Source organism: Corynebacterium sp. c25Ua_47 (assembly GCF_039907205.1).
In the GTDB taxonomy this organism is placed as follows: domain Bacteria; phylum Actinomycetota; class Actinomycetes; order Mycobacteriales; family Mycobacteriaceae; genus Corynebacterium; species Corynebacterium hiratae.
In genome coordinates this window covers 47,294-73,972 of sequence record NZ_JASBOH010000005.1, presented here as the reverse complement: position 1 = coordinate 73,972, position 26,679 = coordinate 47,294, and the positions used below count along the sequence as shown (strand labels likewise).

Genomic DNA, 26,679 nt, shown 5'->3' with positions numbered 1-26,679 from the left:
CGCGGTGCGACCACTCGTCGGCGTGCTTGCCCTGCAGGGTGGTGTGGAGGAACATCTCTCCGTGTTGGAGAGTCTCGGCGCTGAAACACGCCGGGTGCGCCTGCCGCAGGATCTCGACGGGCTGGGCGGAATCATTCTGCCCGGTGGAGAGTCGAGCACCATCGATAAGCTGGCGCGCTCCTTCGGCGTCGCGGAGCCGTTGCGCCGAGCCGTCGAGGGCGGGCTGCCGGTTCTTGCCACCTGCGCGGGGCTCATCTACAGCGCTCGCGACCTGGAGAACCCCGCGCCGGGCCAGCAGACGCTGGGGCTTATCGACGTCACCGTGCGCCGCAACGCCTTCGGGAACCAACGCTTCTCCGAGGAGCGCGTCGTTCCCGTCGCGATGCAAAGTCAGCGACCCGATGTAGAGACCTCCGAGGCCGGGACGCGGCGCACCGAGTCCCGAGACGCCGCGGCGCATGACGACACCGAGGCTCATGACACAGGGGCCCGAAGCATCACGCTAGACATTGAGGCGAGCTTCATCCGCGCGCCCATCGTTACCCGCGTGGGTGAAGGCGTCGAGGTCATCGCCACGGTGCCTGCCCCTGCGCGTGGTACTGCGGCTGGTGGCGCGGCAAGGGCTAGTGGCGCGGCAAGCAGCAGTGAAGTTCTCAGTGCGGGTGCGAGCGCTAAATCTGGTGTGGCGTGCGCAGCTAGTGCCGGGCATGACGGGGAGCTAACTCGTCTTACTGCGGGACACGAAGTGATCGTCGGTGTGAGGCAGGGACACGTCACAGCGCTGAGCTTCCATCCGGAAGAAAACGGCGACTCGCGCCTCCACGCCGCGTGGCTCGCGTCCTTTGCCCATTAACTCTTTCTGTCCGCACCCCTTTCTGCCCGCGAGCTCTTCCGGCAAATAACTATCACCCAATAGTGCTCTGGGCTACATTGAGATGTGCCAGCCGAACACATCACTCCCAGAAAGGCTCCTCGCCGTGAGCACACCCGCCCCAGAACAAGTCCGCGAAGACATCCGCTTCCTCGGCCGGGTGCTCGGCCGAGTTATCGCGCAGCAGGAGGGCGAGGACGTCTTTGAGCTCGTCGAATCCACCCGCCGCATGGCCTTCGACATCGCCCACGGCGATGCCAAGCCGGAAGACCTCGTCGCTATCTTCCGCGACCTCGACATCACCAAAGTCAACCTCGTGGCGCGAGCGTTCAGCTATTTCGCGCTCATCGCGAATCTAGCGGAGGACTTGGATGACGAGTCCGTCGAGGCGCCGGTTTCCCTGCGCAAGACATTCGCCAAGCTCAAAGAAGAAGGCGTCGCGCCCGCCGATGCCGCCTCCGTCATCCGAGGCGCTCACGTCGCCCCCGTTCTCACCGCGCACCCCACCGAAACCCGCCGCCGCACCGTCTTCGATACCCAGACCCGCATCAAGAATCTCCTCAAGGAAGCTCACCGCGGCGGCGACATGGCGGCGATCGAGAAGGAAATGTACCTGCGCATGACTCTGTTGTGGCAGACCGCGCTGATTCGTATTGCCCGCCCTACCCTCGAAGACGAGATTGACGTCGGCTTGCGCTACTACAAGCTTTCACTGCTCGACCAGGTTCCCGCCCTCAACCGCGCCATTCGCCACGCCATGCGTGAGACCTTTGGCCAGCAGCTTCCCGATTCCCCCGTCGTCCGCCCCGGCTCCTGGATTGGTGGCGACCATGACGGCAACCCCTTTGTTAACGAGCACACCTTGACCTACGCCACCCGCAAGGCCGCGGCGACGGTGCTGCAGTACTACGCCGACGAGCTCGGCGAGTTGGAGCGCGAGCTCTCCCTGTCGGATCGATATTCCTCCAGTTCCAAGGAACTGGGCGCGCTTGCCGACGCCGCCCACAACGACGAAAAATCCCGCGTCGACGAGCCCTATCGCCGGGCCATCTTCGGCATCCGGAAGAAGGTGCTGGCGAGGTTGGAAGGGGAGGCGTCGCCAAGCGCCTATGCGTCTCCGGAGGAGCTCAAGCGGGACCTGGATGTGATCGACCGCTCGCTGCGCCAGTTCAACGATGACATCATCGCCGATGACCGCCTTGCCCGATTGCGCTCGGCGGTGACCACGTTTGGATTCCACCTCTCGACGCTGGATATGCGCCAGAATTCGGAATCCTTTGAGAACGTCCTCACCGAGATTTTCGCCGCAGCCAGCATTACCTCGGACTATCGCGGGCTGGGGGAGGAGGAGAAGGTCGCGCTGCTGGTGCGGGAGTTGCAGACAAATCGTCCGCTGCTCTTCCCGGGCACTGAAAAGGAATTCACCGAGGATACAGCCAAGGAGCTGGGGATTTTCCGTGCGGCGGCCCGCGCTGTGCGGGACTTTGGACCGAAGTCGGTGTCGCACTGCATTATCTCTATGACGGGAACGGTCTCCGATATTTTGGAGCCGATGGTGCTGCTCAAGGAGGTGGGGCTGAACCAGGTAGATGTGGTGCCGCTGTTTGAGACCATCGAGGATTTGAAAGCGGGTGCTGGCATCCTGGAGAAGCTCTGGCAGGTGCCCGTGTACCGCGAGCATCTGCGCTCGCGCGGGGATGTGCAAGAGGTTATGTTGGGGTATTCGGACTCCAACAAGGACGGCGGGTATCTGCAGGCGAATTGGGCGCTGTACGACGCCGAATTGGCCCTAGTTGAGCTGTGTGAGCGCCACGGCGTGGAGCTGCGTTTGGCGCATGGCCGTGGTGGTGCGGTGGGCCGCGGCGGCGGCCCGACCTATGATGCGATTCTGGCGCAGCCGAAGGGCGCGGTCTCGGGTTCGGTGCGTATTACTGAGCAGGGCGAGGTGATTTCTGCGAAGTATGGAGCTCCGGAGACCGCGCGCCGTCATTTGGAGGCTTTCGTTTCCGGTGCGTTGGAGGCATCGTTGTTGGATACCGAGCCGATTGCGGATCCCGAGCGGGCCTACGACATCATGCGGGAGCTGGCGGACTTGAGCGGTACGGCGTACTGCCAGCTGGTTGATGACCCCGGGTTTATCGCCTACTTCACCCAGTCCACTCCGCTGCACGAAATCGGCGAGCTTAACCTGGGCTCGCGCCCGACCTCGCGTAAGCAGACCACCGCGATTACGGATTTGCGAGCGATTCCCTGGGTGCTGTCGTGGTCACAGTCCCGCACCAACATTCCGGGCTGGTTCGGCGTGGGCAGTGCGGTGACAGCGTGGGTTAAGCAATCCTCCAGTGGTGAATGTGGAGTAGGACTGGCCAGCGTAGAAGAAGTAAATGCCACTGCGGATGGAGCAGAAACCGGAAAGGCCGGAGTAAAAAGCGGCGATGGAGAAGTGGAGAAGCGCTGGGAGGAGCTGCGTGAGCTGTACCGTACGTGGCCTTTCTTCCGCTCCGTGTTCGCCAACATGGCGCAGGTCATGGCCAAGGCGGAGATGCAGCTGGCACGCCTCTATGCCAACCTGGTTGATGACAAAGAAACTGCGGACCGTATCTTCAGCCTGATTTCCGCGGAGTTTGAGCGCACCCGCGAGGTCTACCTCAAGGTCACCGGCAACGCGGAGTTAGTCAGTGAGAACCAGCGCCAGGCGCGGTCGCTCAAGCGGCGCTACCCGTACCTGCTTCCGCTCAACGCCATCCAGTTGGAGCTGCTGCGTCGCTACCGCCGCGGCGACGATCAGTTCCTGGTGTCCAAGACCATCCAGGTCACGATGAATGGTCTCGCCACAGCGCTGCGTAACGCCGGCTAAACCGGCACGCTGAAGGCCCCGCGAGGAGGGGATTTCCTGCGGGGTTCGAGCACTACATGGCAGTGGCGGAATGCCTTCGCGGAAGGTTTAGTTGAAGTGTTAGTTGAAGGCGCTGGTGAAGACCGGAGCGGCGTCATAAGGTGGAATCCATGCCGTCCGCCCGCCGATGCGATCCATGCGGCCACGTGAGGGCGGGGCATCGGGGTCATCGTCGTTGACGCCGTTATGGTACGGACACAGCGGCACCAGGTTGAGGATGTTGGTGGGCCCGCCGCGGGCCCAGGCTTTGATGTGGTGGATTTGGCACTTCTCAAAGGGAACTTTGCAGCCCTCCCACGCACAGCACGGGTTCTCCGCAGCTAGGGCGAGGCGTTGTTTGGCCGTGGCGAAGCGCTGGAAACGAAACACATCGAGTGGGCCATGCTCGCGGCTGACCGCCACAATAACTCCCTTGTCCAGCAGAGCGCGCTCCACTAGCTGCGAGCCGGTCATCGTCGCGCCACTTGTTGTGCGGACGATGAATTCTTCGCCATCCTTGTCGGTATTGCCCTTGAGCAGCTCTGCGTAGTCATCGAGCTGCAGGACCGCCATGGTGGCAACCTCAGTTTTGACGCCACCGCCCTCCAGATTCTCCAAGAAACTCTCGCCGGGGCGTTCCTGGTCGATGCCTTCAAAGACACCGGTCAGCTGCAGCGAGTCCGCAGTTACCGTGAGGGTGGCCAGGCCATTGCCGTGCTGGGTGAGCTTGGCACGCTCGGCATACGTGCGGGGCTTGCGCATCTGACGCAGTCTCTTGCGCGCTACCTTTTCCACCAGCTCCGCGCTGGTCTGGCACAGCTCTACCCGCAAATCCCACGCTTTGTTATGGTCCCGGACTTTGGCAACGAAGTGCTCGATAAGCTGCAAGGTCACCAGCCCGTGCCCGCGCCGGCGGGCGGCTTCAACCGCCGTGCGCTGCTTCTTCGTCGAAGAGGTGTGCCCGAAGTAGGTGTGGTGGAGGGAGAGGAACACGGTGGCGTCGGCAGACGTGGCTCCGAAAGACACTAAGTCAGATTCAGACAGGCCCGCGCACTCGGCCACCAGGTCAATGGCGCGGCCGAGGGCGGCGAAGAACGTCTGAACTCTCATGAACCTCAGAGTAAAAGCGCCGCACCCTGCCAACAAGGGCGAGCTCCCGCCCGCCACGAAATCTGTGGATAACTTCTCGGGGGTGCTAAGCCAAGTTGTTCACTATATCGAGGAACTCTTCGGCATACGCCAGCTGCTTGGACAGCTTCTCGTAGCGCGTACGTGCCTCCAGTTGGACGCGAGCGACAGTCTCGCGCGCAGCCGGCGTGGAAGAATTAGCGGCCTCAAGAAATGAGCGCATATCTTCCAGCGAAAACCCCAGCGGCTTCATGCGGCGGACTAGCAAAATGCGGTGCAGATCCTCTTCGCTGTACAGACGGAAGCCTCCGGGGCTGCGGTGAGAGGGAGAGACTAGCCCGACGGAGTCGTAGTGGCGCAATGTGGGTAGTGAAATGCCGGTGCGCTCGGCTATCTCGCCGATTTTGTAGCCAGATTCAGCCATGGCTTTCCTCCTTAGGGACCATGTTTTGTCGCGCGCCTATGCAGCGGTTAAAGTTATGCAAGTCCAAAACCCTAAAGCTACTTGAGGGTTAAGCTCGGGGGATACGAACGACAGGATTGCTATGACTGAAACTACCACGGTCACTGAAGCGCCCATGGGTGTTGTGGCCTCCTTCCGCTATGCCTTTTCCTCAGCTACGCGACTGCGCATCGAGGTGTTGGCCGGACTAGCCGTTGCCTTGGCGCTGATTCCGGAGGCGATTGCGTTTTCCATCCTCGCCGGGGTGAGCCCGGCGGTGGGTTTGTTCTCTTCCGTGATTATGGCTGTGGTGATTGCCTTTACTGGCGGCCGCCCGGCAATGATTTCCGCAGCAACTGGTGCTATCGCCCTTGTAGTGGCACCGGTGGCACAAGACCACGGCCTGGATTATCTCGTGGCCACAGTCATGCTGGGCGGGGTGCTTCAGATTGTGCTCGCGCTGTTGGGCGTGCCCAAGCTGCAACGCTTTATCCCACGCTCCGTGATGCTGGGGTTTGTCAATGCGCTGGGTATTCTCATATTTACAGCACAGTTGGAGCACCTTATCGATGTGCCGTGGATGGTCTATGTTCTCGTCGTCGTGGGGCTCGGCATCATGGTGGGCTTTCCCAAGATTACTGCTGCGGTGCCAGCTCCACTGGTGACGATTGTTGTGTTGACAGCTGCGGTGGTTCTGGCGGGCCTTAATGTTCCGCGCGTGCGCGATATGGGCGATCTACCGACTTCGCTGCCGGCGCTGTTCTGGCCGAACGTGCCGCTAAATCTGGAGACCGTCAAGATTATTGCGCCGTATGCGCTGGCAGTGGCCGTGGTGGGGTTGATGGAATCGCTGATGACTGCCAAGCTTGTCGACGACATCACGGATACCCACTCCAACAAAACCCGTGAAAGCTGGGGACAAGGCGTGTCGAACATCGCTACCGGACTGTTCGGGGGAATGGGAGGCTGCGCGATGATTGGCCAGACCATGATCAATGTCCGCGAGTCCGGGGCGCGCACACGCTTGTCCACGCTGGTTGCCGGTTCTTTCCTACTAGTTCTCATCTTGGCGTTGGGGGACATTGTTGGCCAGATCCCAATGGCAGCGCTGGTAGCCATCATGATCATGGTTTCGGTAGGCACCGTGGACTGGCACTCAGTGCACCCGCGCACGCTAAAATTTATGCCGCTGTCGGAAACCGTGGTGATGCTGGTGACCATGGCTGGCACGTTGGTGACGCATAACCTGGCGGTCGGCGTAGTGCTCGGTGTGCTGGCAGCGATGGTGAGCTTTGCCCGCCGCGTGGCTCATTTGGTGCGAGTGGATGCTTCCGAGCTTGTCGACGGTGTACGGTCCTACCAGCTGCACGGACAGCTTTTCTGGGCGTCGTCGAATGACTTGGTGTACCAATTTGATTACACCGATGAGGCTGAGCACATTGTCATCGACCTCACCGGTGCCGAGGTGTGGGATGCTTCCACGGTTGCTACCTTGGACGGCATTACTAGCAAGTTCCACGAAAAGGGCAAGACCGTGGACATCGTCGGCTTAAACGGCCCGAGCCGGCATCGCTTGGAGCAGCTCACCGGACGCCTTGATGGTGGGCACTAGTGCCATCGGGGAACTAGGCACCGGCGAGGCCGCGGCGCTTGAGCAGCGGCGCAACGTCCTTGTCGCGGCCGCGGAACTCGCGGTAAGCCTCCGTGAAGTCGCGGGATGCGCCCTTCGACAGGATCACGTCGCGGAACTTTTGGCCAGCCGCGCGCAGGTCGGTCTGCTCCTTGAACCACTCGAAACCATCGGCATCGAGTGCCTCGGCCCAGAGATAGGAGTAGTAGCCCGCGGAGTAGCCACCGGCAAAGATGTGGTTGAAGTACGTCGAGCGGTAGCGCGGGGCGATGAGCTCGTTGTCCAGCCCGGCCGCGCGTAGGGCCTCGGCTTCAAACTCGGCGACGGCCTCCGGGGTGGCCTCTAGCTTGGCGGCGTCGGCAGCACTCAGGGAATGCCACGCGAGGTCGATGATCGACGCTCCCAGATACTCTGAGGTGGCGAAACCTTGGCCGAATTCGGAGGCGGCGGTGATGGCGTCGAGAAGTTCGTCTGGAATAGGTTCGCCCGTCTCGACGTGGCGGGCGTACTCCTTGACCAAGTTCTTATCGAGCGCCCAGTTCTCGTTGATCTGCGAGGGGAACTCCACCCAGTCGCGCGGGACGTTGGTGCCGGCGAAGGTGGGGTAGCGGACGTCGGAAAGCAGGCCGTGCAGGGCGTGGCCGAATTCGTGGAAGACGGTGCGGACCTCGTCCATGCTCAGCAGCGGCTGGGAGCCGTCGGCGGGCTTGGTGATGCCCATGACGTTGACGATGACCGGCTTGCGCTCCAGCAGACGGGACTGGCCCACGAACTCGCTCATCCATGCGCCGCCGCGCTTGGTGGGACGCCCGAAGTAGTCGGTAAGAAGAAGACCGATCCCCTTACTCTCGTGATTGCCGTCCCGCACCTCCCAGACGCGAACCCCCTCCGCGTAGCCCTCGAGGTCATCGCGCGGGGTGACGGTGATGCCGTAGAGGCGCTCGGCGGCGGCAAAGACGCCCTTCTCCAGGACCTGGTCGAGTGGGAAGTACTTGCGCAGCTCCTCCTCATCGAGGGAGAAGTCGCGGGCGCGGACCTTGGATTCCCAATAAGGCCAGTCCGCGGAGCTGAAACCCTGGCCGTTGAGCGTTGCTTCCTCCGTGAGGAGCTTCTGCTCGCCTTCGGCGTTGGCCGCGGCGGCGGGGGCGAGGTCGAAGAGCATGGTGCGGGCGGCGTCGGCAGTCGCGGCGGTTTCCTCGGCGATGACGTAGTCGGCATGCGTGGCAAAGCCCAGCAGCTCGGCTCGCTCGGCGCGCAGCTGCACGGCCTCGATGAGCCCCGGGATGTTGTTCTCGGAGCCCCTGCTTGCCGACGCCGCATACAGCCTCCCCCTCGCATCCTCCCGCGCCAGACGGCTCAGCTCCGACTGCACGGTCGGCAGCTCCAGCGGGATGACGAAGCCCTCGCGGCCTAATGCTTCGGCATCGGCCTTGGCGGAGGCGATGCGCTCGGCGGGCAGGCCCTCGAGTTCTTCCTCGGTGAAGGAGACCGCGCGCTCGCGGGTAGACGCCATGAGGTTGCGGCCAAATTCTTCAGAGAGCGCGGAGAGGCGCTGGTTGATCTCGGACAGGCGGGCCTTGCCGGCAGCGTCGAGGTCCGCGCCCTTGCGGGCAAAGGTGCGCAGGAGGTGGTCGTGGAGGCGCTGGCCTTCCGCGTCGTCGGCAGGCGGCGTGGCCTCCTTGATGCGCGCGTAGAGCACCTCGTTCTGGTAGATCGCGTCATAGTGCGCGGACAGGCGCGGGTAGATGTCGGCGGCGATCTCCTCCATTTCATCGGTGACATCCGTGCCGGAGAGGTTGCCGAAGACGGCCATGACGCGGTCGAGGTCCTGGCCGGAGCGCTCGAGCGCCTCCACGGTGTTTTCCCACGTAGGCGTGGTGGGGTTGTCGGTGATGGAGGCGATTTCGGCGTCGTGAAGCGCGAGTGCTTCGTCGAAGGCGGGGCGGTAGTGCTCGACCTTGATCTCCGCAAACGGCGGGAGCTGGTAGGGCAGCGTGGAAGGTGTCAGTAGTGGGTTAGTCATAAGAAACTACCGTACCTAATAAGCTCCGCCCTATGTGATGGCTTTCACTAAATTATCCGACCGGGATTGGCGTGCGTTCCCTGCGCGGGGCGGTGGCACGGTTCACAAGGATGACATCGAGAATCAGGAACGCTGCCAAAGTGATTCCTAAGAGCGGCAGGAAGACGCCCACGGTGGCGGCGAAAAGCGCGCCCAACCCTGTGGTGGCCCAGGAGAAGTGGGCAGTCGGGAGGAAGCGTGGGCGACGTTTCCACCACATGTAGTACCCCAGTACTACGAGAGCGGCGGTGGCGAGACCCAGTGCGAGCAGTGCAATCTGCAGTGGAAGGCCGAACATGATGCCCATGTGCAGGTATATGCCCCAGCTGCTGAGCTTGCTAAACAGCGGCAGGCTGGAGAAAGGCTGGCGGTCGATGACGTCGCCGGTAGTGCCATCTACCGAAATTGCATCGGAGGTGGTGCGCCATTCCACCCAGCGTTCGCTGACCTGCCAGGCGGAGTTGGCGTCCTCCGGTGGGTACAGGCGCAGCGGTCCGGTCAGCCCCTCGGCGCGGCCGGTGGCAAGGACACGTTCGGCCTCGGCAGCCACGTTCGCGCTTGACGACGCCCCTCCAACCCCATGACCTTCATGTCCTTCATGGCCGGTGTGCTCATGCGTTTCAGCGGTGGTGCCGGGGAGGGCAGTCTCGATGGGGGTGGCCTTCCAGTTCATGCGCTCGACGAGGGAATCGACGTTGTCGCCGGCCAGACCGGACCAGGTGATGCCGGTGGCAGAGAGGCCAAGCAGACCGATGAAGATCCAGGCGCCAACAGTGGAATGCAGGCGGGTGGCCTTCCAGCGGGCAGAGCGCTTGGGCTGCTGCTGCGCTGCGTTCGAGGTTGCCTTGTTCTTCGGACGGCGGCGAATCCACCACATATAAAGTCCGCCGCAGGCCATGACCCACAACCAGGAAGCGGCCAGCTCCGAGTAGAGCTCACCGACCTTGCCCAAGCGGAAGCTTTCGTGCAGGGAGGAAATCCAGCGGCGCAGCGGCATCTCACCCAGGCCCGAGTAGGTGGGGTAGTCCCCGATGACCTCGGCGTTGGCAGGATTGATGAAGACGGTGCGCTGGAGGCTTTCGTCGATGCTGTCATCGGAAACCAGCACGCGCGTGGAATCCGTCGGTGTTGTGGCTGGCCAGACCTGCGTGACCGGCATGTCAGGGTGTTTGTGCTGCGCGGCCTGGATTTGTTCCTCCAAGCTCACGGGGTGCTCGACCGCCGGAACGGACATGACGTCGTGGTACACCACCTTCTCCAGGGTGGGTGCCATGGCATAGAGGCAGCCAGTCAATGCCGCAACGAGAATGAAGGGGCCGACGAACATACCGCCATAAAAGTGAATGCGCTGAATGAAAGATCGCAGAGCCGTCCGACTCATAGGTAGTGCTCTTTTCAGGGTCTTTGGTGAAGGCCCCTGCTGAACGTTCGCGGGGCGTTCAGGAGGGGCGATGGACAGGCGCTGATATCAACTGCACTACTAGTCGGAGGTGATGGCTTCTCGGTTCCCAAGTAGTGAAAAACTTTTTAACTAACTGGGTTCCTCGGTGTTCAAAGGATGAAAACGCGCGAAGTAAGGCGCGAGAAGCAAGAAACAGTCAAGAAAAAGTCTTCGCAGCTCAACGGGCACAAATGGCGTCGCGGAGTGTTGTTTTAGGCCTGATTGTGGTTAATGAAGCAAGAAAGCGATCCCTATTCGCTCCAGAACGGAACATAACGCAATGACCGCGGGCCTGCGCTGGGATCGTAAGGGTGGATGAGGCCTTCCTCGACGGTGGCAGCAAGCAGGCGTGTGGCTTGAGCGGCTTGTGAGTTCTTCAGCCCGAAGCGCTGACGGATCGACGAATTGTTGACGGGAAGGTTCTCAAGGAAGCGAAGGCAAGCGTGTTGATAGACGGCTTGGGTCTTTTCTTCCATGGTCATCAGCGCAAAGGGGCGGTAGGCGCTGAGGGAGACGGTGGTACTTCCGTTGGCGCGAATGAGAGCAGGTGGGAAATGCTCCGCTTCGAGTGAAGAAACGATCTTGTCCCAGCCGCTTCCTCGCTGTTCGACGAAGTGTGCCAGGCGTAAAGCCTCGCCAAGATAGGTATTGCGTGTGGTGGAAGCCGAGTCAATGAACCTTTGGGGATCGATGAGAGGGGTACCAGGGTTGGTTACTTCGACTCGATCGCTGAAAATCTCTACGGTCAAGAATCGGCCACGTTGCTCGAGATCCTGGTGCATGAGCGCATTTGCTAGGACCTCGCGGAAGGCCACCGTTGGTAGCAGTGGAGTTACCACGCGCTTGCCGCTGGAATCAATATGTTCGCCGCCTGGGCGAATGGTGTTGAAGAGCGTGACTATGTGGGTGAAGGAAGAGGCGTATCCTTCAGGGAATTCCCATTCACGTTCTACTTCGGTGCGCGAGGTGCCTTTGAAATGCATGACGCGGGGAGCACGCTCGCGCAGCTCCGGAAAGTCCTGAAGGGAACGTGCGTACATGAGCGCGGACCATGCCGGAATATGCCAGCCTTGCTCGTGTGAGTAGGAGATGGCCTTAGCGGTTCGTAGCGTATCGATCAGAGCATCGCCGGTCGTGCGAGGGAGCTCTGGTCGGTTGAGGAAGAAGGCTTCGGGATCAAGAAGTTCGGTGATTGATTCGGGCTCAAGGTTCTCAGCAACTACAGTGTTTTCAAATTCGAACTGGTTGAGTTTCTGCCAGAGCTGACGTTCCTCATTGGGAAAATCCATGAGGTTCTTTACGTAGCTGCCCTTGCGAAAATAACGCTTTTCATCGAAAGAATACGGGGAAGACCAGGAAGCTGGTATACGCAGAAGTACAACAAGGTGCCCATCAACCGTTACCTCGTCGAATGTCACATCAGGTGCTGGGCTAATGACGCGGTTGAGCCAGGGGAGTAGGTCTTCGTTGCCTTTCCCCTTTGCGCGTTGCCAGTCAAACGACGTCCCAACGACAGCGTGGTCATCGTTTACTCCCCATATGAGGTATCCTGCTGGCTCATCGTGCAGACGCGCCGAGTTGCCTAAAGCGCAGGCATACTTTGCAATCTCCGCGCCAGAGGACAGCTTGTTTACCTTGAACTCGAGCCACGGTAGCTCAGCCGGAAGCGCTGTAAACCGTTTCACGCGGGCTACAAGTTGTTCCTCAGGCGCAGAATTGATGGGAGTCATGAGTAAAAGTATGCGCGAGAAGCAAGAAACAGTCAAGAAAAAGTCTTCGCAGCTCAACGGGTAAAAATAGCGTCGCGGAGTGCTGGTTTGGGCCTGTTTGCGGCTAATGAAGCAAGAAAAGAGGCTCGACCCACTCGTCGTGGATCGAGCCTCTGTGGTGGCCTAGCCTGAGCCCGCCCAAGCCTGAGCCGGTGGGGGCTAGAGGAGAAGCGCCGAACTACTTCTTCAGGCCATCAATGATCTCGTTGAAGGCAGCAACCGGGCGCATGGTCTCGTTGAGCTTCTCCTCGTTCGGGGCGTAGTAGCCGCCGAGGTCGACGGGGGAGCCCTGGACGTCGAGAAGCGCCTGCTCAATCTCGCCTGCCTTGGCCTCGAGGGCCTCAGCAACCGGCTTGAAGGCCTCGGCCAGCTCGGCGTCGTCAGACTGTGCAGCCAGCTCCTTGGCCCAGTTGAGGGTCAGGAAGAAGTGGGAGCCGCGGTTGTCGTTCTCGCCGACCTTGCGGGACGGGGACTTGCCCTCATCCAGCAGGGTCTCGGTGGCCTTGTCCAGAGCAGCAGCCAGCACGCCAGCCTTGGCGTTGCCGTTGGTGTTGTGCTCGTGGCGGAAGGACTCAGCCAGAGCCAGGAACTCACCGAGGGAATCCCAACGCAGGTGGTTCTCCTCTTGAACCTGCTGGACGTGCTTCGGGGCGGAGCCGCCGGCACCAGTCTCGAACAGGCCGCCGCCAGCCATGAGCGGAACCACGGACAGCATCTTGGCGGAGGTGCCCAGCTCGAGGATGGGGAAGAGGTCGGTGTTGTAGTCACGCAGCACGTTACCGGTGACGGAGATGGTGTCCTCGCCCTTGCGGATGCGCTCGACGGAGATCTTGGTCGCGGTGACCGGGTCCTCGATGGAGATGTCGAGGCCCTCGGTGTCGTGATCCTGCAGGTACTTCTTGACCAGCTCGATGAGGTTGGCGTCGTGGCCGCGCTCCGGGTCGAGCCAGAAGATAGCCTTCATGCCGGACAGGCGAGCACGGTTGACAGCCAGCTTGACCCAGTCCTGGATCGGGGCGTCCTTGGTCTGGCAGGCGCGCCAGATGTCGCCGGCCTCGACGTCGTGGGAGATGAGGGCCTCGCCCTTGGAGTTGCGGACCTCGACGGTGCCCGCAGCCGGGACCTTGAAGGTCTTGTTGTGGGAGCCGTACTCCTCAGCCTTCTGTGCCATGAGGCCGACGTTCGGGACGGTACCCATGGTGGTCGGGTCGTAAGCGCCGTTGGCCTTGCAATCCTCGATCACGGCCTGGTAGACGCCGGCGTAGGAGGAATCTGGGATGACGGCGAGGGTGTCCTGCTCCTCGTCGTTCTTGTTCCACATGTGGCCGGAGGTGCGGATCATGGCCGGCATGGAGGCGTCGATAATGACGTCAGACGGAACGTGCAGGTTGGTAATACCCTTGTGGGAGTTGACCATGGCGAGGTCAGGACCGTCGACAAGCGCGGCGTCGAAGGCAGCCTTGATCTCAGCACCATTCTCCAGCTTGTCCAGGCCCTCGTAGATAGCACCCAGGCCGTTCTCGCCGTTGAGGCCAGCGGCCTCGAGCTCTTCGCCGTACTTCTCAAAGACGTCAGCGAAGAAAGCGCGCACGACGTGGCCGAAGATGATGGGGTCAGAAACCTTCATCATGGTGGCCTTGAGGTGAGCGGAGAAGAGAACGCCCTCCTCCTTGGCACGAGCAACCTGCGCCTTGAGGAACTCATCGAGTGCCTTGGCGGACATGAAGGTGCCGTCGATAACCTCGCCCTTGAGCACCGGCAGCTTCTCCAGCAGGGTCTGCTCACCCTCGGCGGTCTTCAGAACGATGGAGAGGGTATCCTCCTCCGGCATGATGACGGACTTCTCGTTGTGGCGGAAGTCGTTAGCGTCCATGGTGGCCACGTTGGTCTTGGAATCAGCGGACCACGCGCCCATCTTGTGCGGGTTCTTCTTAGCAAAGTTCTTGACCGCAATCGGGGCGCGGCGGTCGGAGTTGCCCTCACGCAGAACCGGGTTGACGGCGGAGCCCTTGACTGCGTCGTACTTCTCCTGAGCCTCTTCGTACTCCGGGAGGTCGTAGCCGTCTGCCTGCAGCTCAGCAATAGCCTTCTTCAGCTGCACCAGGGAAGCGGAGATGTTCGGCAGCTTAATGATGTTAGCTTCCGGGGTCTTGGCCAGCTCGCCGAGCTCAGCCAGGGCATCGGAGACCTTCTTGTCACCAAGGCGCTCCGGGAACTGGGCCAGGATGCGGCCGGCCAGGGAAATGTCGCGGGTTTCCACCTCGATGCCTGCGGTGGACGCGAAGGCCTCCACGACGGGCTTGAAGGAGTAGGTCGCCAGCAACGGCGCCTCGTCGGTACGGGTCCAGATAATCTTTGCCATGGTTCTCCTAAAGAAGTTGAAAACTGTTCAACCTCACAGGATACCTGTCTTATTTTCTCGCGGTGCCGGTCCCCCTGTGACTCGCACCACCAGCGGGGGAAGTCTGTGTACTTGGCACAACCTTTCCGGCTGGACTTACGAGCTCGGGAGGGGAAGTACTAAGGTCTGCCCACGTGAAACCGATGAATACCCGTATCCAACGCCGCCCCGTCCCACGCCAGACGGAAATCTCCGCGACGCGCCGCACCATCGTCATGATTGCCATGGCGCTGGGTGCTTTCGCCATCGGTACCACGGAGTTCACCTCCATGGGCCTGCTGCCGCTCATCGCGGATGATTTCGGGATTACGGAAGACACGGCGTCGGTAGTCATCTCCGTCTACGCGCTCGGTGTCGTCGTGGGCGCCCCAGTCATCGCCGCACTTACAGGCAAGCTCCCACGCCGCCGCCTCATCATCCTGCTCATCGCCTTCTTGCTCGTGGGTAACCTGCTGACAGCCCTGGCCCCGAACTACGGCGTCCTGCTGGTGGCGCGCTTCATCGCGGGTCTGCCGCATGGCGCATACTTTTCCGTAGCTAATCTGGCTGCGGCATCGATGGCGCCACCGGGCAAACAAGGGTTTGCCATGTCGATGGTGGGCATGGGTCTGTCCATCGCCACCGTGATCGGTGTGCCCGCGGCCCAGGCCCTAGGCCAAGGATTGGGCTGGCATGCGGCGTACTTTGTGGTCGTGGCCATTGCGGGGCTCACGATGGTCCTGCTCTTTTTCCTCTTCCCGCACATGACGCGCATGCCGGAAACGGATATGTTCACCGAGCTCGGCGCGCTGAAAAACAGCCAGGTCCTGCTCACCGTATTCCTCGGCACCGTCGGCTTCGGTGGCATGTTTGCCGTCTACACCTACATCACGTGGACCATGACGGAGGTCGCCGGCATGGACCCGAGCCACACGTGGATTGTGCTCATGGCCTATGGCATCGGTATGACTGTCGGCAACGTCGCCGGCGGTGCGCTGGCGGACCGAAACCTGGAATTCGGCATCATCTTTGCTCTCATCTGCATGGTCGGTGTGTCCGTGGCCTTCTACTTCCTGGCCCACAACGCATGGGCGGGCACGATTGCCTTTGGTGTCTTGGCCTTCTTCGGTTCCATTCTCGTGCCCTCCCTGCAGCTGCGCCTGGTCAACGTGGCGGGGGATGCGCAGACCCTCGCGGCGGCGTTGAATCAGTCCGCCCTCAACATCGCCAATGCGGCGGGCGCGGCCATCGGCGGTGCGGTCGTGGGCGCTGGGTATTCCTATAATTCCACCGCGCTGGCAGGTGCAGGCCTGGCGGTGGCCGGCTGCATCACCTGGGTCGTCACCATGTGGGACAAGCGCCGCCGGGGCCCTTCCGTGAAGATTATTGAACAGAGTTAGACTGACCGGCATGAGTTTCACCATCGCCTCCGTCAACGTCAACGGCATCCGCGCGGCCTGCAAACAGCGCAATGAGAACAACCCGGGGATGAACGCGTGGTTGGATACCACCTCCGCCGATGTCGTCCTCATGCAGGAGGTGCGAGCCAACCCCGAGCAGACCCAGAAGGCCCTGGCCCCGGCTCTGGAGGCCGGATGGAACCTGGTGCAGGCCGAATCCGCCGCCAAGGGCCGCGCGGGCGTGGGCATCTTATCGAAGCATGCGCTTGGCGACGTCTCCGTGGGCTTCGGCTCCTTCGCCGAATCCGGCCGCTTCATTGCTGCCACCGTGGAAGGCGTGCGCGTGGCCTCTTTGTATCTGCCCTCCGGCGATGTGGATTCGCCGAAGCAGGATGAGAAGTACCTCTTCTTGGATGAATTCTCTGAAGTTTTAGATGAGATGGCTGCGGCCTACCCGGAGGCCGTTATCGGCGGCGACTGGAATATTTGCCACCGCGCCCAGGACTTGAAGAACAACAAGCCCAACGAGAAGAAGTCCGGCCACCTGCCGGAGGAGCGCGCTTTCATGGATCGCGTCTTTGGCTCCTTCCCGGATGCGCAGCCGCAGGAGAAGAAGGGGCTCGGGGATTGGCTCGGCGTGGTGGATTATGAGACCAAGACCGCCTGGGAGGCGGCCGCGGACCCGCAGTGGTTTGACGTCGCCAGGCGCCTGCACCCGGAGGCTGAGGGGCCCTATACCTGGTGGACCTACCGCGGCCAGGCTTTCAATAACGACGCTGGGTGGCGCATCGATTATCAAGCGGCCACGAAGTCTATGCTGGAGCGCGCGCAGCGCACGTGGGTGGAGAAGGCGCCGACGGTGGAGGAGCGCTGGTCCGATCACTCTCCTCTTCTGGTGAAGTACAAGTAGCCGAATTCAAGTAGTGGTACGATAATCCCGTCTTAACGTCCTTTTCTATTTCGCAGGAGATGCTCATGACCCGCGCAATCATCTACTTTGTCCTCGGCGCTATTCTGCTTGCCCTGGGTATCTGGTGGTGGACCATCGTCGGACCGTCCTTTGCCTTCCTTGGCCCGATCGTCCTCCAGGGCGTTGGCGGCGCGTTCATGGTGGCCGGTTTCGCCGTCATGATGGACGTCATTAGCCCGACCTCCCGCAAGATTTAATCGACGCACCGCCTCCCCGCGGGAGGCGGCAGAGTAGAGTAGTCAACCATGACTGACTCCACTTCTGCATCGACCTCCGCTTCTCGAGTCCTTTCTGGCATCCAGCCCACGGCGGACTCCTACCACCTCGGTAACTACCTCGGTGCGCTCAAGCAGTGGATTGACCTGCAAGACTCGCACGAGGCCTTTTACTTCATCCCGGACCTGCACGCCATCACGGTGGAGCAGAACCCGGAGGAGCTGCGCCACCGCACCGTGGCGGGCGCCGCGCAGCTCATCGCATTGGGCATCGATCCGGCGAAATCGACCCTCTTCGTACAATCCCACGTCCCCGCGCACGCGGAGCTGACGTGGGTTTTGCAGTGCCTGACCGGCTTCGGCGAGGCCTCCCGCATGACCCAGTTCAAGGACAAGTCCCTCAAGCAAGGCCAGGACCGCACGTCCGTGGGACTGTTTACCTACCCCGTTCTGATGGCCGCGGACATCCTCCTGTATTCCCCGCACTACGTGCCGGTGGGGGAGGACCAGCGCCAGCACCTCGAGCTCACCCGCAACTTGGCGGAGCGCTTCAACAACAAGTACGGCGAGGTCTTCCGCGTGCCGGAGGCCTTCATTCCGGAGGGCTCGGCCAAGATTTATGACCTGCAGGAGCCGACGTCCAAGATGTCGAAGTCGGGGGCAAACCCGAAGGGCATCGTGAACCTGCTCGATGCTCCCAAGACCTCCGCTAAGCGCATTAAGTCCGCGGTGACCGATGACCTCGGCGTGGTGGCCTTCGACCGCGAGAAGCAGCCCGGCGTGTCCAACCTGCTGGCTATCCAGTCTGCGCTGACCGGTGAGAGCATCCCGAACCTCGTGGACAAGTACGCGGGCCAGGGCTATGGCCACCTGAAGGTGGACACAGCAGAAGCGCTGGAGGCCTTCACCACTCCGCTGAAGGCACGCTACGACGAGCTCATGGAAGACCGCGGCGAGCTCGAGCGCATCTTGGCCCAGGGCGCCGAGCGCGCCACGGAGATCGCCTCCCCGCTCGTGGACAAGGTCTACGAGGCGGTGGGCTTCCTCCCCGCGCGCCGCGGCTGAGTTGGTTAGCATGATGAAGACTGTGTAGAGGACTCTGTAACTTATTTCTGTAATTCATAAAAAAGGGGAAAGCCTGTGGCGCCAACGACTCAACCCGATGAGAAGAAGACCGATGACTACGGCATCGAGCGTGCTAATGCCGATGAGCCGGGCGCGGTAGATAAAGTCCGCGAGAAGTCCGGTTTTATCGACCACATCATGAAGATGCTGGACCGCTACGGTAGCCAAGGCGGAAACCAGTTCGCGGCCGGCATTACGTATTTCTCGGTTCTGGCTATCTTCCCCATCTTCATGCTCACGGTGGCAGCCATCGCCACAGTGTTGGCCAATCGCCCCGATCTCATGCAGCAACTGGAGGAGCAGATCGCGAACTCCGTGTCTGGTGATCTGGGGGATTCGATTACGCAGATTCTGCATACCGCGATTGAACAGCGTGGCGCGATGTACGGCATCGGTGGCCTGACTACCCTGTGGTCCGGGCTGGGCTGGATGAACAACCTGCGGATTGGTATTTCGGCGATGTGGATGCAGGATCCGACTGACGCCCCGGGCAACTTTGTGACCAAGAAGCTCAGCGACCTGCTGGGCCTTATTGGCCTGCTCGTGGCCATGGTTATCGCCTTCGGTGTGACGGCGGCGGGTTCCTCGGGCCTGACCCAGAAGATCTTCGAGTGGGTTGGCATCGAGTCCTTCCCCGGCATGGGCGCAGTGCTGGTTGTTGCCGGCATCGTGATCGGTCTTATCGCCAACTTCCTCGTCTTCTGGTGGATGGTGGCCTTCCTGCCGCGCACCAAGGTGCCCACCAAGTCGGGACTGATGGGCGCGGCCATTGGTGCGGTGCTCTTTGAGGTAATCAAGCAGCTGTCCACCGTCATCATGTCCTCCGCGGCGGGCAACCCGGCAGGCGCCGTGTTCGGCCCCGTAATCGTCCTCATGGTGGTCATGTACTTGGTCTGGCGCGTCGTGCTGTACGTCTCCGCGTGGACGGCCACTACGGAAGAATCCCTCGAGCTGCTGGTACCGCCCGTCCCAGACCAGGCTGTCATCCGCGTCCGCAACGAGATCCGCCAGGGCCCGAACCCGGGCGTGACCTTGGGCGCCGGTGCCGCCCTGGGCGCAGCCGCAGCTGGTGCCTGGGCCCTGCTGCGCCGAAAGTAGGCCGATGCTACCAGCGTCTTTTGCCCCGAACCTGTACGAGCACTTCAGACTCGATTCGCGCGCGACCTCACGAGAACTGGGCGTGCAGCTGGCGGCTGCCGACGCTCACCTCGAAGGCCTCGGCTACCTCCCCGAAGCCCCAGAGCGCGAGGAGCTTGCCGTTGCCTCCCGCATTCTGTGCGAGCCCGCTTCCCGCGCAAGCTATGACCAAAAGGTCGAGTCCGGCGCCCAGCTCACGTGGGCGCAGCTGGAGGATTACGCGACTACCGGCCGGTGGGGTGAGAGCGCGCACGCCCCAACGTCAACTCCGCCCCGCGATGATGCGCGGCGCGCCTCTCCCGGCAACCGCGTGCTCATGGCCATCATTGACTACTTCCTCGCGGCCCTCGTGGTGTCCTTCATCGTCGGCTTTGGCTTTACCAACCCGGATGATAATTCGGTGTGGATCGTCAGCATCTCCAGCATTTTCACGGTGGCTTACTACATCTGTTTCGAGGTCCTCGCTGGCGCAACACCCGCGAAGCTCATCGGCGGGTACACCGTGTGTGATGTCACGACGCACGAGAAGCTCACCTGGCAGCAGAGCATTAGGCGCAACTGGTGGCGCGTGGCCTCCCTCGTGCCGCTCATCGGGCCGCTGATCGCCTTCTTCGGTGCCCTCTACGTGGTGACCACGATTGGGGCCAAGAACAATCTACGCGGCCAGCACGACATCATGGCTAACGCCGAAGTAGTGAAAAAGTAGCAACCACTACGACGAGGAGCGCGACGAGCCCCGCCACCATCCAGCCAATCCAGCCCTGCGAGCCTTCGAAGGACGAAGACTCCGCAGCCACCTCCGCGGTGGCGGGCGCAGCCGGGGTGGTGGGAGCCGGGCTCGTAACCGCAGACTCCGCGGGCTCTTCCTTTCCAGCTGCGAAGTCATCTAAGTGCCCGACGCCATCGCCAGAGCGGACGTCGGAGGCTTCGTCGAGAAGCATCTGCGCCTGCTCCCAGGCGCGGAACCCATGCTCGACGGTCGTATCGAGGAGAACCGCCTGGAGGCGGCGCCCATCGCGGTTGATCGCGCCGACGAAGGTATGGTGTGCGTCCTCGGTATAGCCCGTCTTGCCGCCGATGCCATCCGGGTCGTTGAGGAACAGCCCATTGTCGTTCCACAGCTCATAGCCAGGCATGTCACCCCAGCCGGGAAACTCCACGTGCTCGGTGTCGACGATGCGCGCGAAGGTGTCGTTGGCAAAAGCCGTGCGGTAAATCAGCGAGATATCCGCCGCGGACGTCGACATACCTGCCGCGTCCAAGCCCGAGTAGCTCGCCGCTACCGTCGAGCGCGTGCCAATCTCCTGTGCCTTCGCATTGACCTTTGCCAATGCTTCATCGTCCCCGCCAATGGCCTGGGCGAGGGCGTGCGCGGCGTCGTTGCCGGAAGCCATGAGAAGGCCCTGCAGAAGCTGCTCTACGGTGTAGACTCCATCAGGGCCGAGGCCTACGGCGGAGCCCTCGATGGAGGCGTCGTCAAGCGTGGCGGTGATGCGCTGGTCGAGGGGGAGTTCCTCGATGACCACGAGCGCCAGCAGCGCCTTGATGATGGAGGCGGGGCGGTAGCGCCCATTGGGGTCCTTCATGGCGATGATTTCGCCGGTGTCCAGGTCACTGACCATCCACGCCGAGGCCACGACGTCCTTATTGACCCGAAAACCGCGCGGGGCGGTCACGCCGCACGCAGCGCCTGCAACAGCGGGAAGGGGAGTGGGCGCGACTTGGCCGGGGGAGAGACGCTCGGAGGTGGTGGATGGTTCCTCGGGAACGAGGGAGTGCGGGCAGGAGTCGGTATCCGGCGCGGTGGTGCGCGTGGGCGACGTTGACTCTTCCTCCTCTGCGAACGCCGGCGGGGTGGCGGCTAGGGCGAGGGCAGTGAGGATCGCGGGGACATGTTTCATAGCGTGCTTAATCCTAGACCCCGTCCTAGGATGATCCTCATGCATGACGCACCTCTGATTAGCCCCGAAAATAAAGACTCCGGCGCCGAGATTTTCGTCGGCCTGCCCAAGGTGACGCTCTTCGCGCCGTTGCCCACGGATGCTTCCACCCCAGAGGAGCTCCGCGCGGCCACGCACGCTGTTGTGCAGGCGCTTGCCGACGACCACGTGGTCTACGCCGAGCTCCGCCTGCGCCCCAGCGTCTTCCCCTTCGACGCGGCCGAGGCCCTCGCCGCCGTGCAGGAAGGACTCGACGTTCCCGGAATTGATGCTCGCCTCATCGTTGAGGGCGATGCCAATAGCTGGGATGTAGGCGAAGGCGTTGCCGGTGCTGCGCTGACAAAGTTGTCTGCGGCTGAGAAGCTCCGCGCAGATTTCATCCCGTGGGAGCGGGACGTTGCCTCCTATGAGGATGCCGTGGCGGCTGTGCAGGCGGGTGCGACACGCCTTGTGCACGCCACTGATCTCGTCGATGACTTCAGCGCTGATCTCGACGGCGTTCGCCCTGGCAAGGCATCCGCGTGGGTGCGGGATCGCCACATCGCGCTGACCTTCGCGCCGTTGGAGGAAATGCCGATAGAGGAGCTGGCTGATCACCCTCTGCCGCTGCTGCAACAGCTCGGATTTACCTGCTCGGTGGCGGGCGAGAAACTCAGCGACGTCTTCTTGGCCCTGAGCGAGACCTTTGGCTATGGGTTGGAGGAGTTCTTCGATCTCACTATCAAGGCGATTGAGAACTCTTTTGCCAGTGAAGAAGACCGCCAGCGCCTCATCGAGCAGGAAATTCTGCCCGCCTATGAGGAACTGGCGGATCCGGAATTCGCGGAGGACGCTTCCGAGACAGAAGAAGAAGCGGAAGAAGAGACTGAGTCCTCCGACTAGAAACTAAAAGCGGGAGAAGCGCTTCGTCAGCATCTCCTCTAGGCCCTTCCAGGACTCCGCGTGCTCGGTGTAGGGCTTGGAGGGAACGTAGCCTGCGTGCTCGGTGGAGCCGAGCATGTAGCCCAGGTAGTCCTGGAATCGCGGGTTCTGCAGCATGTAGGAGTTGATGGAGTCATCCCCGGACCAGTCGGCGGCATCAGCGCAGACCTCGTAGCAGCGACCCATCTGATCCGTATCGACCGCCTCCGGGCCCTTTTCAATGTCACGCACGATGCCGTTGAAGTTGTACTGGTTATCCGGGTGGACCGTGACTTCCAGCTCACCAGCGTTCGCCGCGGCAACGACCTCTTCCCAGGTGGAGACCTTGGCCAAGTCGTGGTCGTCATTTTCCATGATCCAGCGCACGAGCACCTTGGAGCTGGGGAAGGTGAAGATCTCGCCCCACTTGCCCAGGAACACTGGCTTGCCGTCGAGGTAGGTGCGCAGGGTGTAGACAGTCCTTTGGTCGGCGGTGATCTTTACCGGGTCGATGCCTGCGGCTGCCCACGGGGAGCTGTCATAAGGATCTGCCGATTGTGCGGCGGCCTTGCGCTCTTCTTCGGCCTTTTTGCGTGCTTCCTCCGCCGCTTCGGTGGCGGAGGAAATGCGGGTGGCGGCGCTCGTGGTTGCATCCTGGGTGAAATCAGAAGAAGGAACGACCTTGACCACCTTGTCGAGGTCTTCGATCACTGCGCGCCAGTTGCTGTGGATAACGCGGCCCACGCCGGACCACTCGCTCATGCCCTGGTCGCCGGCGTAGTGATCGGCACCGCGGGCAGGGTTGCGCAGGATGGAGTGCGAAGCGAAAAAGATGACGGTGTGCTCGGCGCCGCTGACCTCTGCCAGCGAGTGCGCAATCTCCAAGCAGCGCGCGACCGTGGAGACGTTCTCGTGGCTCGGGCGGCCAGCGAGGTACTTCGGCATCCCGACGAGGTCGTACACGTGCTTCTTCTCAGGAACCACGCGGTCCGCCGCTTGGGAGTTGAACACTTCCCACTTGGGGTGATCGAGCAAGTCATGCTTCGTCCCCGACTCAAGGAAGCACAGCATTTCGGCTTCCGTTTTAAAGAGCAGGACAGACTCGTCATCACCGAGAAAGGCCTGCCACTCGGAGCCGTTCTGGCGCCACTTTGGCGCCCATAGGGTATAAAAATCGCCCTCGGAAAGGGAGAGTTGGATAGGGACAATAGCGCGGGTGTTCATGGGGAAACAGTCTACCCTGTGGGCCTCCAGAAGCCTTTGAAAGCCATCCCCATGTTGTTGGTGCGCAATGGATTGGTTTGCACGGGGCTTCCGGCCTCCACCATCTGCCCGTCGCCGGAGTACATCGCCACGTGCCCATCCCACACGATGAGGTCACCGGGTTGCAGCTCCTCCGCGCTGACCTGTCGGCCCACGGTCTGGCTTTCAGCGGTGCGCGGCAGTTCCACGCCGGCCTGGCGCCAGGCCCATTGGGTGAGTCCTGAGCAGTCGAAACTACCGTTGCCGGTTCCTCCCCACCCATAAGGAGTCCCCACCTGGGATAGCGCTGCTTGTGCTGCGGCCTGTCCCTGCGTGGTTGCCCCGTTCTCCGCCGCCGGAGCGACGAGCGCGTGGCGCGCCATGTTTTCTTCTTGGGGGCCACGCACCGAAGGCTGGACCGCGCGCTGGCCGATGGGAACGAGGGGAGCCGCCGCCTGCAGAAGTTCGCCGGCTAAGTGCTTCAAGCGCTGCAGTGCCTTGCCGACGTACTCCATAGCGAGAGCCTGCAAAGCTGAGCGTGCCGCGGCCTGTGCCGCCGGGTTCGGAATGAGCAACCCCAGAGCTATAGGTAAACCGCGCTGGAGTAGCTCGAAGCCCAGTCCGATGAGTTCCCTGACGGCCGCTGAAATCAGCCCGCGCGCGGAAGCCAGAGCGGAGCGGGCCGTGGAGAGATCCTCAGTGGCTTGGCGGGCGGTGTCCAACAGCGCTCGCGGATCACCGTGCGCTATCTCCGCGAGGGGTCCCGCGGCAGTGAGATCGGGCACAGTGGGCAGGGAGACGTCGGGAAGCTGCGCCGGCTGCATCCGCGCAATCTGAGCTATCGCTGATTCCAACATCACAGACCTCCACACGCGCTCGCGAGGCCACTATCGGTCTCCTCGGCTTCCCGCGCCATGCGGAAGCTGGACTCTGCCACCGCTCCGGCATCGGCCCTGACCTGGGCAAGGCGTGCTGTGAGATTCTCCATGGCGGCGTTGAACGCACTGCTAAAGCCGTCCACGACCGGCTCTATCGGTAGCTCGGGAGAAGGAGCGGGGGAGTCCTGAGAGACAGCGGCAAGTTCGTGGGCTAAGCGGCGAGTGTGTTCAGTATCAATGGTGAAAGTATCGAAGCTAGTCATGCCTTATTAGACTTCACCGCCCGCTGATCGGTTCCCGACCAATTCTTATACAGTGAAGGACATGGATATCCACGTAGTAGACCACCCCCTCGCCACATCCCGGCTGACCCTCATGCGCGATGCCCGCAGCGACAATGCCGCCTTCCGCGCTGCCTTGCGAGATCTGGGCACCATGCTTGTTTATGAGGCGGCGCGCGACCTGCCCGTTGAACACTTTGAGTGCGTCACACCCGTCGCCATGGCCGACGGTACTCGCCTGCAGGATCCTCCGATCATCGTGCCCATTATCCGCGCTGGCCTGGGCATGATTGATCCGGCACTGTCCATGATCCCGGATGCCCAGGTGGGCTTCATTGGCATGGCGCGCGATGAAGAAACCCACGAGCCGGTGCCTTACCTGGAAGCCCTGCCGGAGGATCTCAGCGGTCGGAGTGTCTTCGTGGTTGATCCAATGCTGGCCACGGGTGGTTCCCTCCTGCACTCCCTGAAGCTCCTGGCAGATCGCGGCGCTACCGACATCACGGCAATCTGCATGGTCTCCGCGCAGCCGGGCGTTGATGCACTGGCCAACTCGGGGCTGCCAGTCCGCTTGGTCACCGCAGCGATTGATCCCTCCCTCAACGAGGACGCCTACATCGTCCCGGGCCTTGGCGATGCCGGCGATCGCCTTTACGGTCCCCGCAATATCGACCTGTAGCGAAACCATCGGGCGGGGCAGACCGCTCAGTATATCTGGCGCGTGACCTGCCCGACTAACTGAACCGCATGGTCTAGTTGTAGACTCTTCCCAATAGGAAACCACGGAGGAGGAAGCAGTGATCTCGGACTACGTCAGTGAGTGGTTCAGCAACCACCGCGCGGAGGTCATCGCGTGGCGCCGCCATATCCACCGCCACCCGGAGACCTCCAATAACGAGGTGGAAACTACCCGCTTCCTGTCCCGCACCCTGCGCGAGTACGGCTTGGAGCCGCAGCTTTTCCCCGAAACCGGCCTCATGGTGGACATTGGTCCCGATACGGAACTCGGGCGTCTAGCCTTCCGCGCCGACATCGACGCGCTTCCCGTCACTGAGGTCACCGGCCTCGAATACACCTCCGAGGTGCCCGGCGTCATGCATGCGTGTGGGCACGACATGCACACCACCATCGCCCTTGCTACGGCCTGCGCCTTGGCGGACCTCAACCGCGAGCATCCGCTGGATTTCGGTGTTCGCGTTATCTTCCAGCCCGCTGAAGAGGTGTGGGTGGGCGGTGCCACCGACGTTATCGAGTGGGGCGCGCTCGAAGGTGTGAACTCCATCTTCGCCGTCCACGTGGAACCGAAGCTGCGCGTCGGGCGCATCGGCGTCCGCGCCGGGGCGATCACCTCGGCCACCGATGTCGTGGAAATCAACGTCTCCGGCCCGGGCGGGCACACCTCGCGCCCGCACTTGTCGGCAGACGTCGTCTATGCCCTGGGCAAGCTGCTGACGGACCTGCCGGGCTTGCTCTCGCGCCGCGTCGATCCGCGCACCGGCACCGTTTTGGTGTTTGGCCAGGTGAATTCGGGTTATGCCCCGAACGCGATACCCGAGACCGGTTCTGTATCCGGCACGATGCGCACGGCGGACATTGGCATTTGGCGCGACATGCAGCAGCTCTTCTCCGAGCTCGTCGAGCAGGTGCTAGCGCCCTTGGGCGTGGAACATGAGTTGGTCTATCACCGTGGGGTTCCGCCCGTGCTTAACGACGACGTCTCTACCGCCCTCCTCGCCAGCGCTGCCCAGGCAATCGACCCGCAAGCCGTGGTCCAGGCGCCGCAGTCCTCGGGCGGCGAGGATTTCTCCTGGTACCTAGAGAAGGTTCCCGGCTCCATGGCCCGTTTGGGCTGCTGGTCTGGTGAAGGAGAGCAGCATGATCTCCACATGGGGGATTTGGCGCCTGATGAGCGGGCCATCGGCGTGGGAGTCAAACTCTTTGGTTCCGTAGCAGAACAGTTCGCCAACGTGGAGGATTAAGCGCCTAAGCACTA

At 62.0% G+C, this 26,679-nt stretch carries 21 protein-coding genes and 2 pseudogenes; 13 read left to right on the top strand and 10 right to left on the bottom strand.

Features of this window, described 5'->3' with window-relative positions:
• Window positions 1–4: 4 nt before the first annotated feature.
• The 3 genes and pseudogenes from pdxT to ppc form a co-directional block, all read left to right on the top strand.
• A pseudogene (gene pdxT / locus QKE52_RS06140) lies at window positions 5–382 on the top strand (pyridoxal 5'-phosphate synthase glutaminase subunit PdxT); the annotation flags it as partial.
• A gap of 366 nt (window positions 383–748) precedes the next feature.
• Window positions 749–853: pseudogene (locus QKE52_RS06135) on the top strand (pyridoxal 5'-phosphate synthase glutaminase subunit PdxT); the annotation flags it as partial.
• Window positions 854–977: 124 nt separating this feature from the next.
• Window positions 978–3,728: a phosphoenolpyruvate carboxylase gene (ppc, locus tag QKE52_RS06130; RefSeq protein WP_347948396.1), complete on the top strand. Its 2,751-nt coding sequence runs from the start codon at window positions 978–980 to the stop codon at window positions 3,726–3,728.
• Between the two features lie 99 nt (window positions 3,729–3,827).
• Here ppc and QKE52_RS06125 read toward each other — a convergent pair whose 3' ends face one another.
• Window positions 3,828–4,856 (bottom strand): HNH endonuclease signature motif containing protein, encoded by a 1,029-nt coding sequence (locus QKE52_RS06125; protein WP_070530672.1) that lies wholly within the window; start codon window positions 4,854–4,856, stop codon window positions 3,828–3,830.
• Between the two features lie 85 nt (window positions 4,857–4,941).
• Entirely contained in the window at window positions 4,942–5,298 is a 357-nt protein-coding gene (locus tag QKE52_RS06120) for a MerR family transcriptional regulator (RefSeq protein ID WP_070530670.1), read from the bottom strand.
• 121 nt (window positions 5,299–5,419) lie between these two features.
• On the opposite strand from QKE52_RS06120, the gene QKE52_RS06115 reads away from it, so the two are divergent.
• Complete coding sequence (locus QKE52_RS06115) at window positions 5,420–6,928, top strand: SulP family inorganic anion transporter (RefSeq protein WP_070530668.1); 1,509 nt, start codon at window positions 5,420–5,422, stop codon at window positions 6,926–6,928.
• Window positions 6,929–6,941: 13 nt separating this feature from the next.
• On the opposite strand, the gene QKE52_RS06110 is transcribed toward QKE52_RS06115, so the two are convergent.
• From QKE52_RS06110 to QKE52_RS06095, 4 genes are all read right to left on the bottom strand, one after another.
• On the bottom strand, window positions 6,942–8,969 hold the full coding sequence (locus QKE52_RS06110; RefSeq protein ID WP_347948395.1) for a M3 family metallopeptidase: 2,028 nt from the start codon (window positions 8,967–8,969) through the stop codon (window positions 6,942–6,944).
• Window positions 8,970–9,021: 52 nt separating this feature from the next.
• Complete coding sequence (locus tag QKE52_RS06105) at window positions 9,022–10,389, bottom strand: PepSY domain-containing protein (RefSeq protein ID WP_347948394.1); 1,368 nt, start codon at window positions 10,387–10,389, stop codon at window positions 9,022–9,024.
• 311 nt (window positions 10,390–10,700) lie between these two features.
• Window positions 10,701–12,179 (bottom strand): RNA-binding domain-containing protein, encoded by a 1,479-nt coding sequence (locus tag QKE52_RS06100; protein ID WP_347948393.1) that lies wholly within the window; start codon window positions 12,177–12,179, stop codon window positions 10,701–10,703.
• A gap of 217 nt (window positions 12,180–12,396) precedes the next feature.
• Window positions 12,397–14,580, bottom strand: a complete 2,184-nt coding sequence (locus QKE52_RS06095; protein ID WP_347948392.1) for an NADP-dependent isocitrate dehydrogenase — start codon at window positions 14,578–14,580, stop codon at window positions 12,397–12,399.
• 182 nt (window positions 14,581–14,762) lie between these two features.
• Here QKE52_RS06095 and QKE52_RS06090 point away from each other — a divergent pair, with 182 nt between their 5' ends.
• The 6 genes from QKE52_RS06090 to QKE52_RS06065 all read left to right on the top strand — a co-directional run bounded on the left by QKE52_RS06090 (window position 14,763) and on the right by QKE52_RS06065 (window position 20,151).
• Window positions 14,763–15,998, top strand: a complete 1,236-nt coding sequence (locus tag QKE52_RS06090; RefSeq protein ID WP_347948434.1) for an MFS transporter — start codon at window positions 14,763–14,765, stop codon at window positions 15,996–15,998.
• Between the two features lie 10 nt (window positions 15,999–16,008).
• Window positions 16,009–16,908 (top strand): exodeoxyribonuclease III, encoded by a 900-nt coding sequence (locus tag QKE52_RS06085; RefSeq protein WP_347948391.1) that lies wholly within the window; start codon window positions 16,009–16,011, stop codon window positions 16,906–16,908.
• 65 nt (window positions 16,909–16,973) lie between these two features.
• Window positions 16,974–17,165: a hypothetical protein gene (locus QKE52_RS06080; RefSeq protein ID WP_049157254.1), complete on the top strand. Its 192-nt coding sequence runs from the start codon at window positions 16,974–16,976 to the stop codon at window positions 17,163–17,165.
• A gap of 48 nt (window positions 17,166–17,213) precedes the next feature.
• Window positions 17,214–18,248 (top strand): tryptophan--tRNA ligase, encoded by a 1,035-nt coding sequence (gene trpS / locus QKE52_RS06075; RefSeq protein WP_070511442.1) that lies wholly within the window; start codon window positions 17,214–17,216, stop codon window positions 18,246–18,248.
• A gap of 75 nt (window positions 18,249–18,323) precedes the next feature.
• Window positions 18,324–19,406 carry a YhjD/YihY/BrkB family envelope integrity protein gene (locus QKE52_RS06070; RefSeq protein ID WP_049157256.1) on the top strand — a complete coding sequence of 361 codons (1,083 nt, stop codon included), beginning with the start codon at window positions 18,324–18,326 and terminating at the stop codon, window positions 19,404–19,406.
• A 4-nt stretch (window positions 19,407–19,410) separates the two neighbouring features.
• The gene (locus tag QKE52_RS06065; protein ID WP_347948390.1) at window positions 19,411–20,151 is read left to right on the top strand and encodes an RDD family protein; all 741 of its coding nucleotides are present in this window, start codon (window positions 19,411–19,413) and stop codon (window positions 20,149–20,151) included.
• On the opposite strand, the gene QKE52_RS06060 is transcribed toward QKE52_RS06065, so the two are convergent.
• Window positions 20,126–21,346, bottom strand: coding sequence for a serine hydrolase (locus QKE52_RS06060; protein WP_347948389.1), 1,221 nt, complete (start codon window positions 21,344–21,346; stop codon window positions 20,126–20,128). The two genes, QKE52_RS06065 and QKE52_RS06060, sit on opposite strands and share 26 nt — an antisense overlap.
• A 39-nt stretch (window positions 21,347–21,385) precedes the next feature.
• Between QKE52_RS06060 and QKE52_RS06055 the strand changes: the two genes are divergently transcribed.
• Window positions 21,386–22,267, top strand: a complete 882-nt coding sequence (locus QKE52_RS06055) for an adenosine deaminase (RefSeq protein WP_347948388.1) — start codon at window positions 21,386–21,388, stop codon at window positions 22,265–22,267.
• Window positions 22,268–22,270: 3 nt separating this feature from the next.
• Here the strand turns inward: QKE52_RS06055 and QKE52_RS06050 are convergent, their stop codons facing one another.
• From QKE52_RS06050 to QKE52_RS06040, 3 genes are read right to left on the bottom strand one after another with little or no spacing between them, the layout of a single operon-like run.
• A complete protein-coding gene (locus tag QKE52_RS06050; RefSeq protein ID WP_049157259.1) occupies window positions 22,271–23,509 on the bottom strand; it encodes a hypothetical protein in 1,239 nt (412 codons plus the stop codon).
• 11 nt (window positions 23,510–23,520) lie between these two features.
• Complete coding sequence (locus QKE52_RS06045) at window positions 23,521–24,384, bottom strand: C40 family peptidase (RefSeq protein WP_347948387.1); 864 nt, start codon at window positions 24,382–24,384, stop codon at window positions 23,521–23,523.
• A complete protein-coding gene (locus QKE52_RS06040; RefSeq protein ID WP_071410180.1) occupies window positions 24,384–24,668 on the bottom strand; it encodes a hypothetical protein in 285 nt (94 codons plus the stop codon). Before QKE52_RS06040 ends, QKE52_RS06045 begins: the two co-directional genes overlap by 1 nt.
• A gap of 61 nt (window positions 24,669–24,729) precedes the next feature.
• Between QKE52_RS06040 and upp the strand changes: the two genes are divergently transcribed.
• Together upp and QKE52_RS06030 are read left to right on the top strand one after the other, a co-directional pair.
• Window positions 24,730–25,365 (top strand): uracil phosphoribosyltransferase, encoded by a 636-nt coding sequence (gene upp, locus QKE52_RS06035; protein ID WP_347948386.1) that lies wholly within the window; start codon window positions 24,730–24,732, stop codon window positions 25,363–25,365.
• Window positions 25,366–25,483: 118 nt separating this feature from the next.
• Window positions 25,484–26,665, top strand: coding sequence for a M20 family metallopeptidase (locus tag QKE52_RS06030; RefSeq protein WP_070754603.1), 1,182 nt, complete (start codon window positions 25,484–25,486; stop codon window positions 26,663–26,665).
• Window positions 26,666–26,679: the final 14 nt, after the last annotated feature.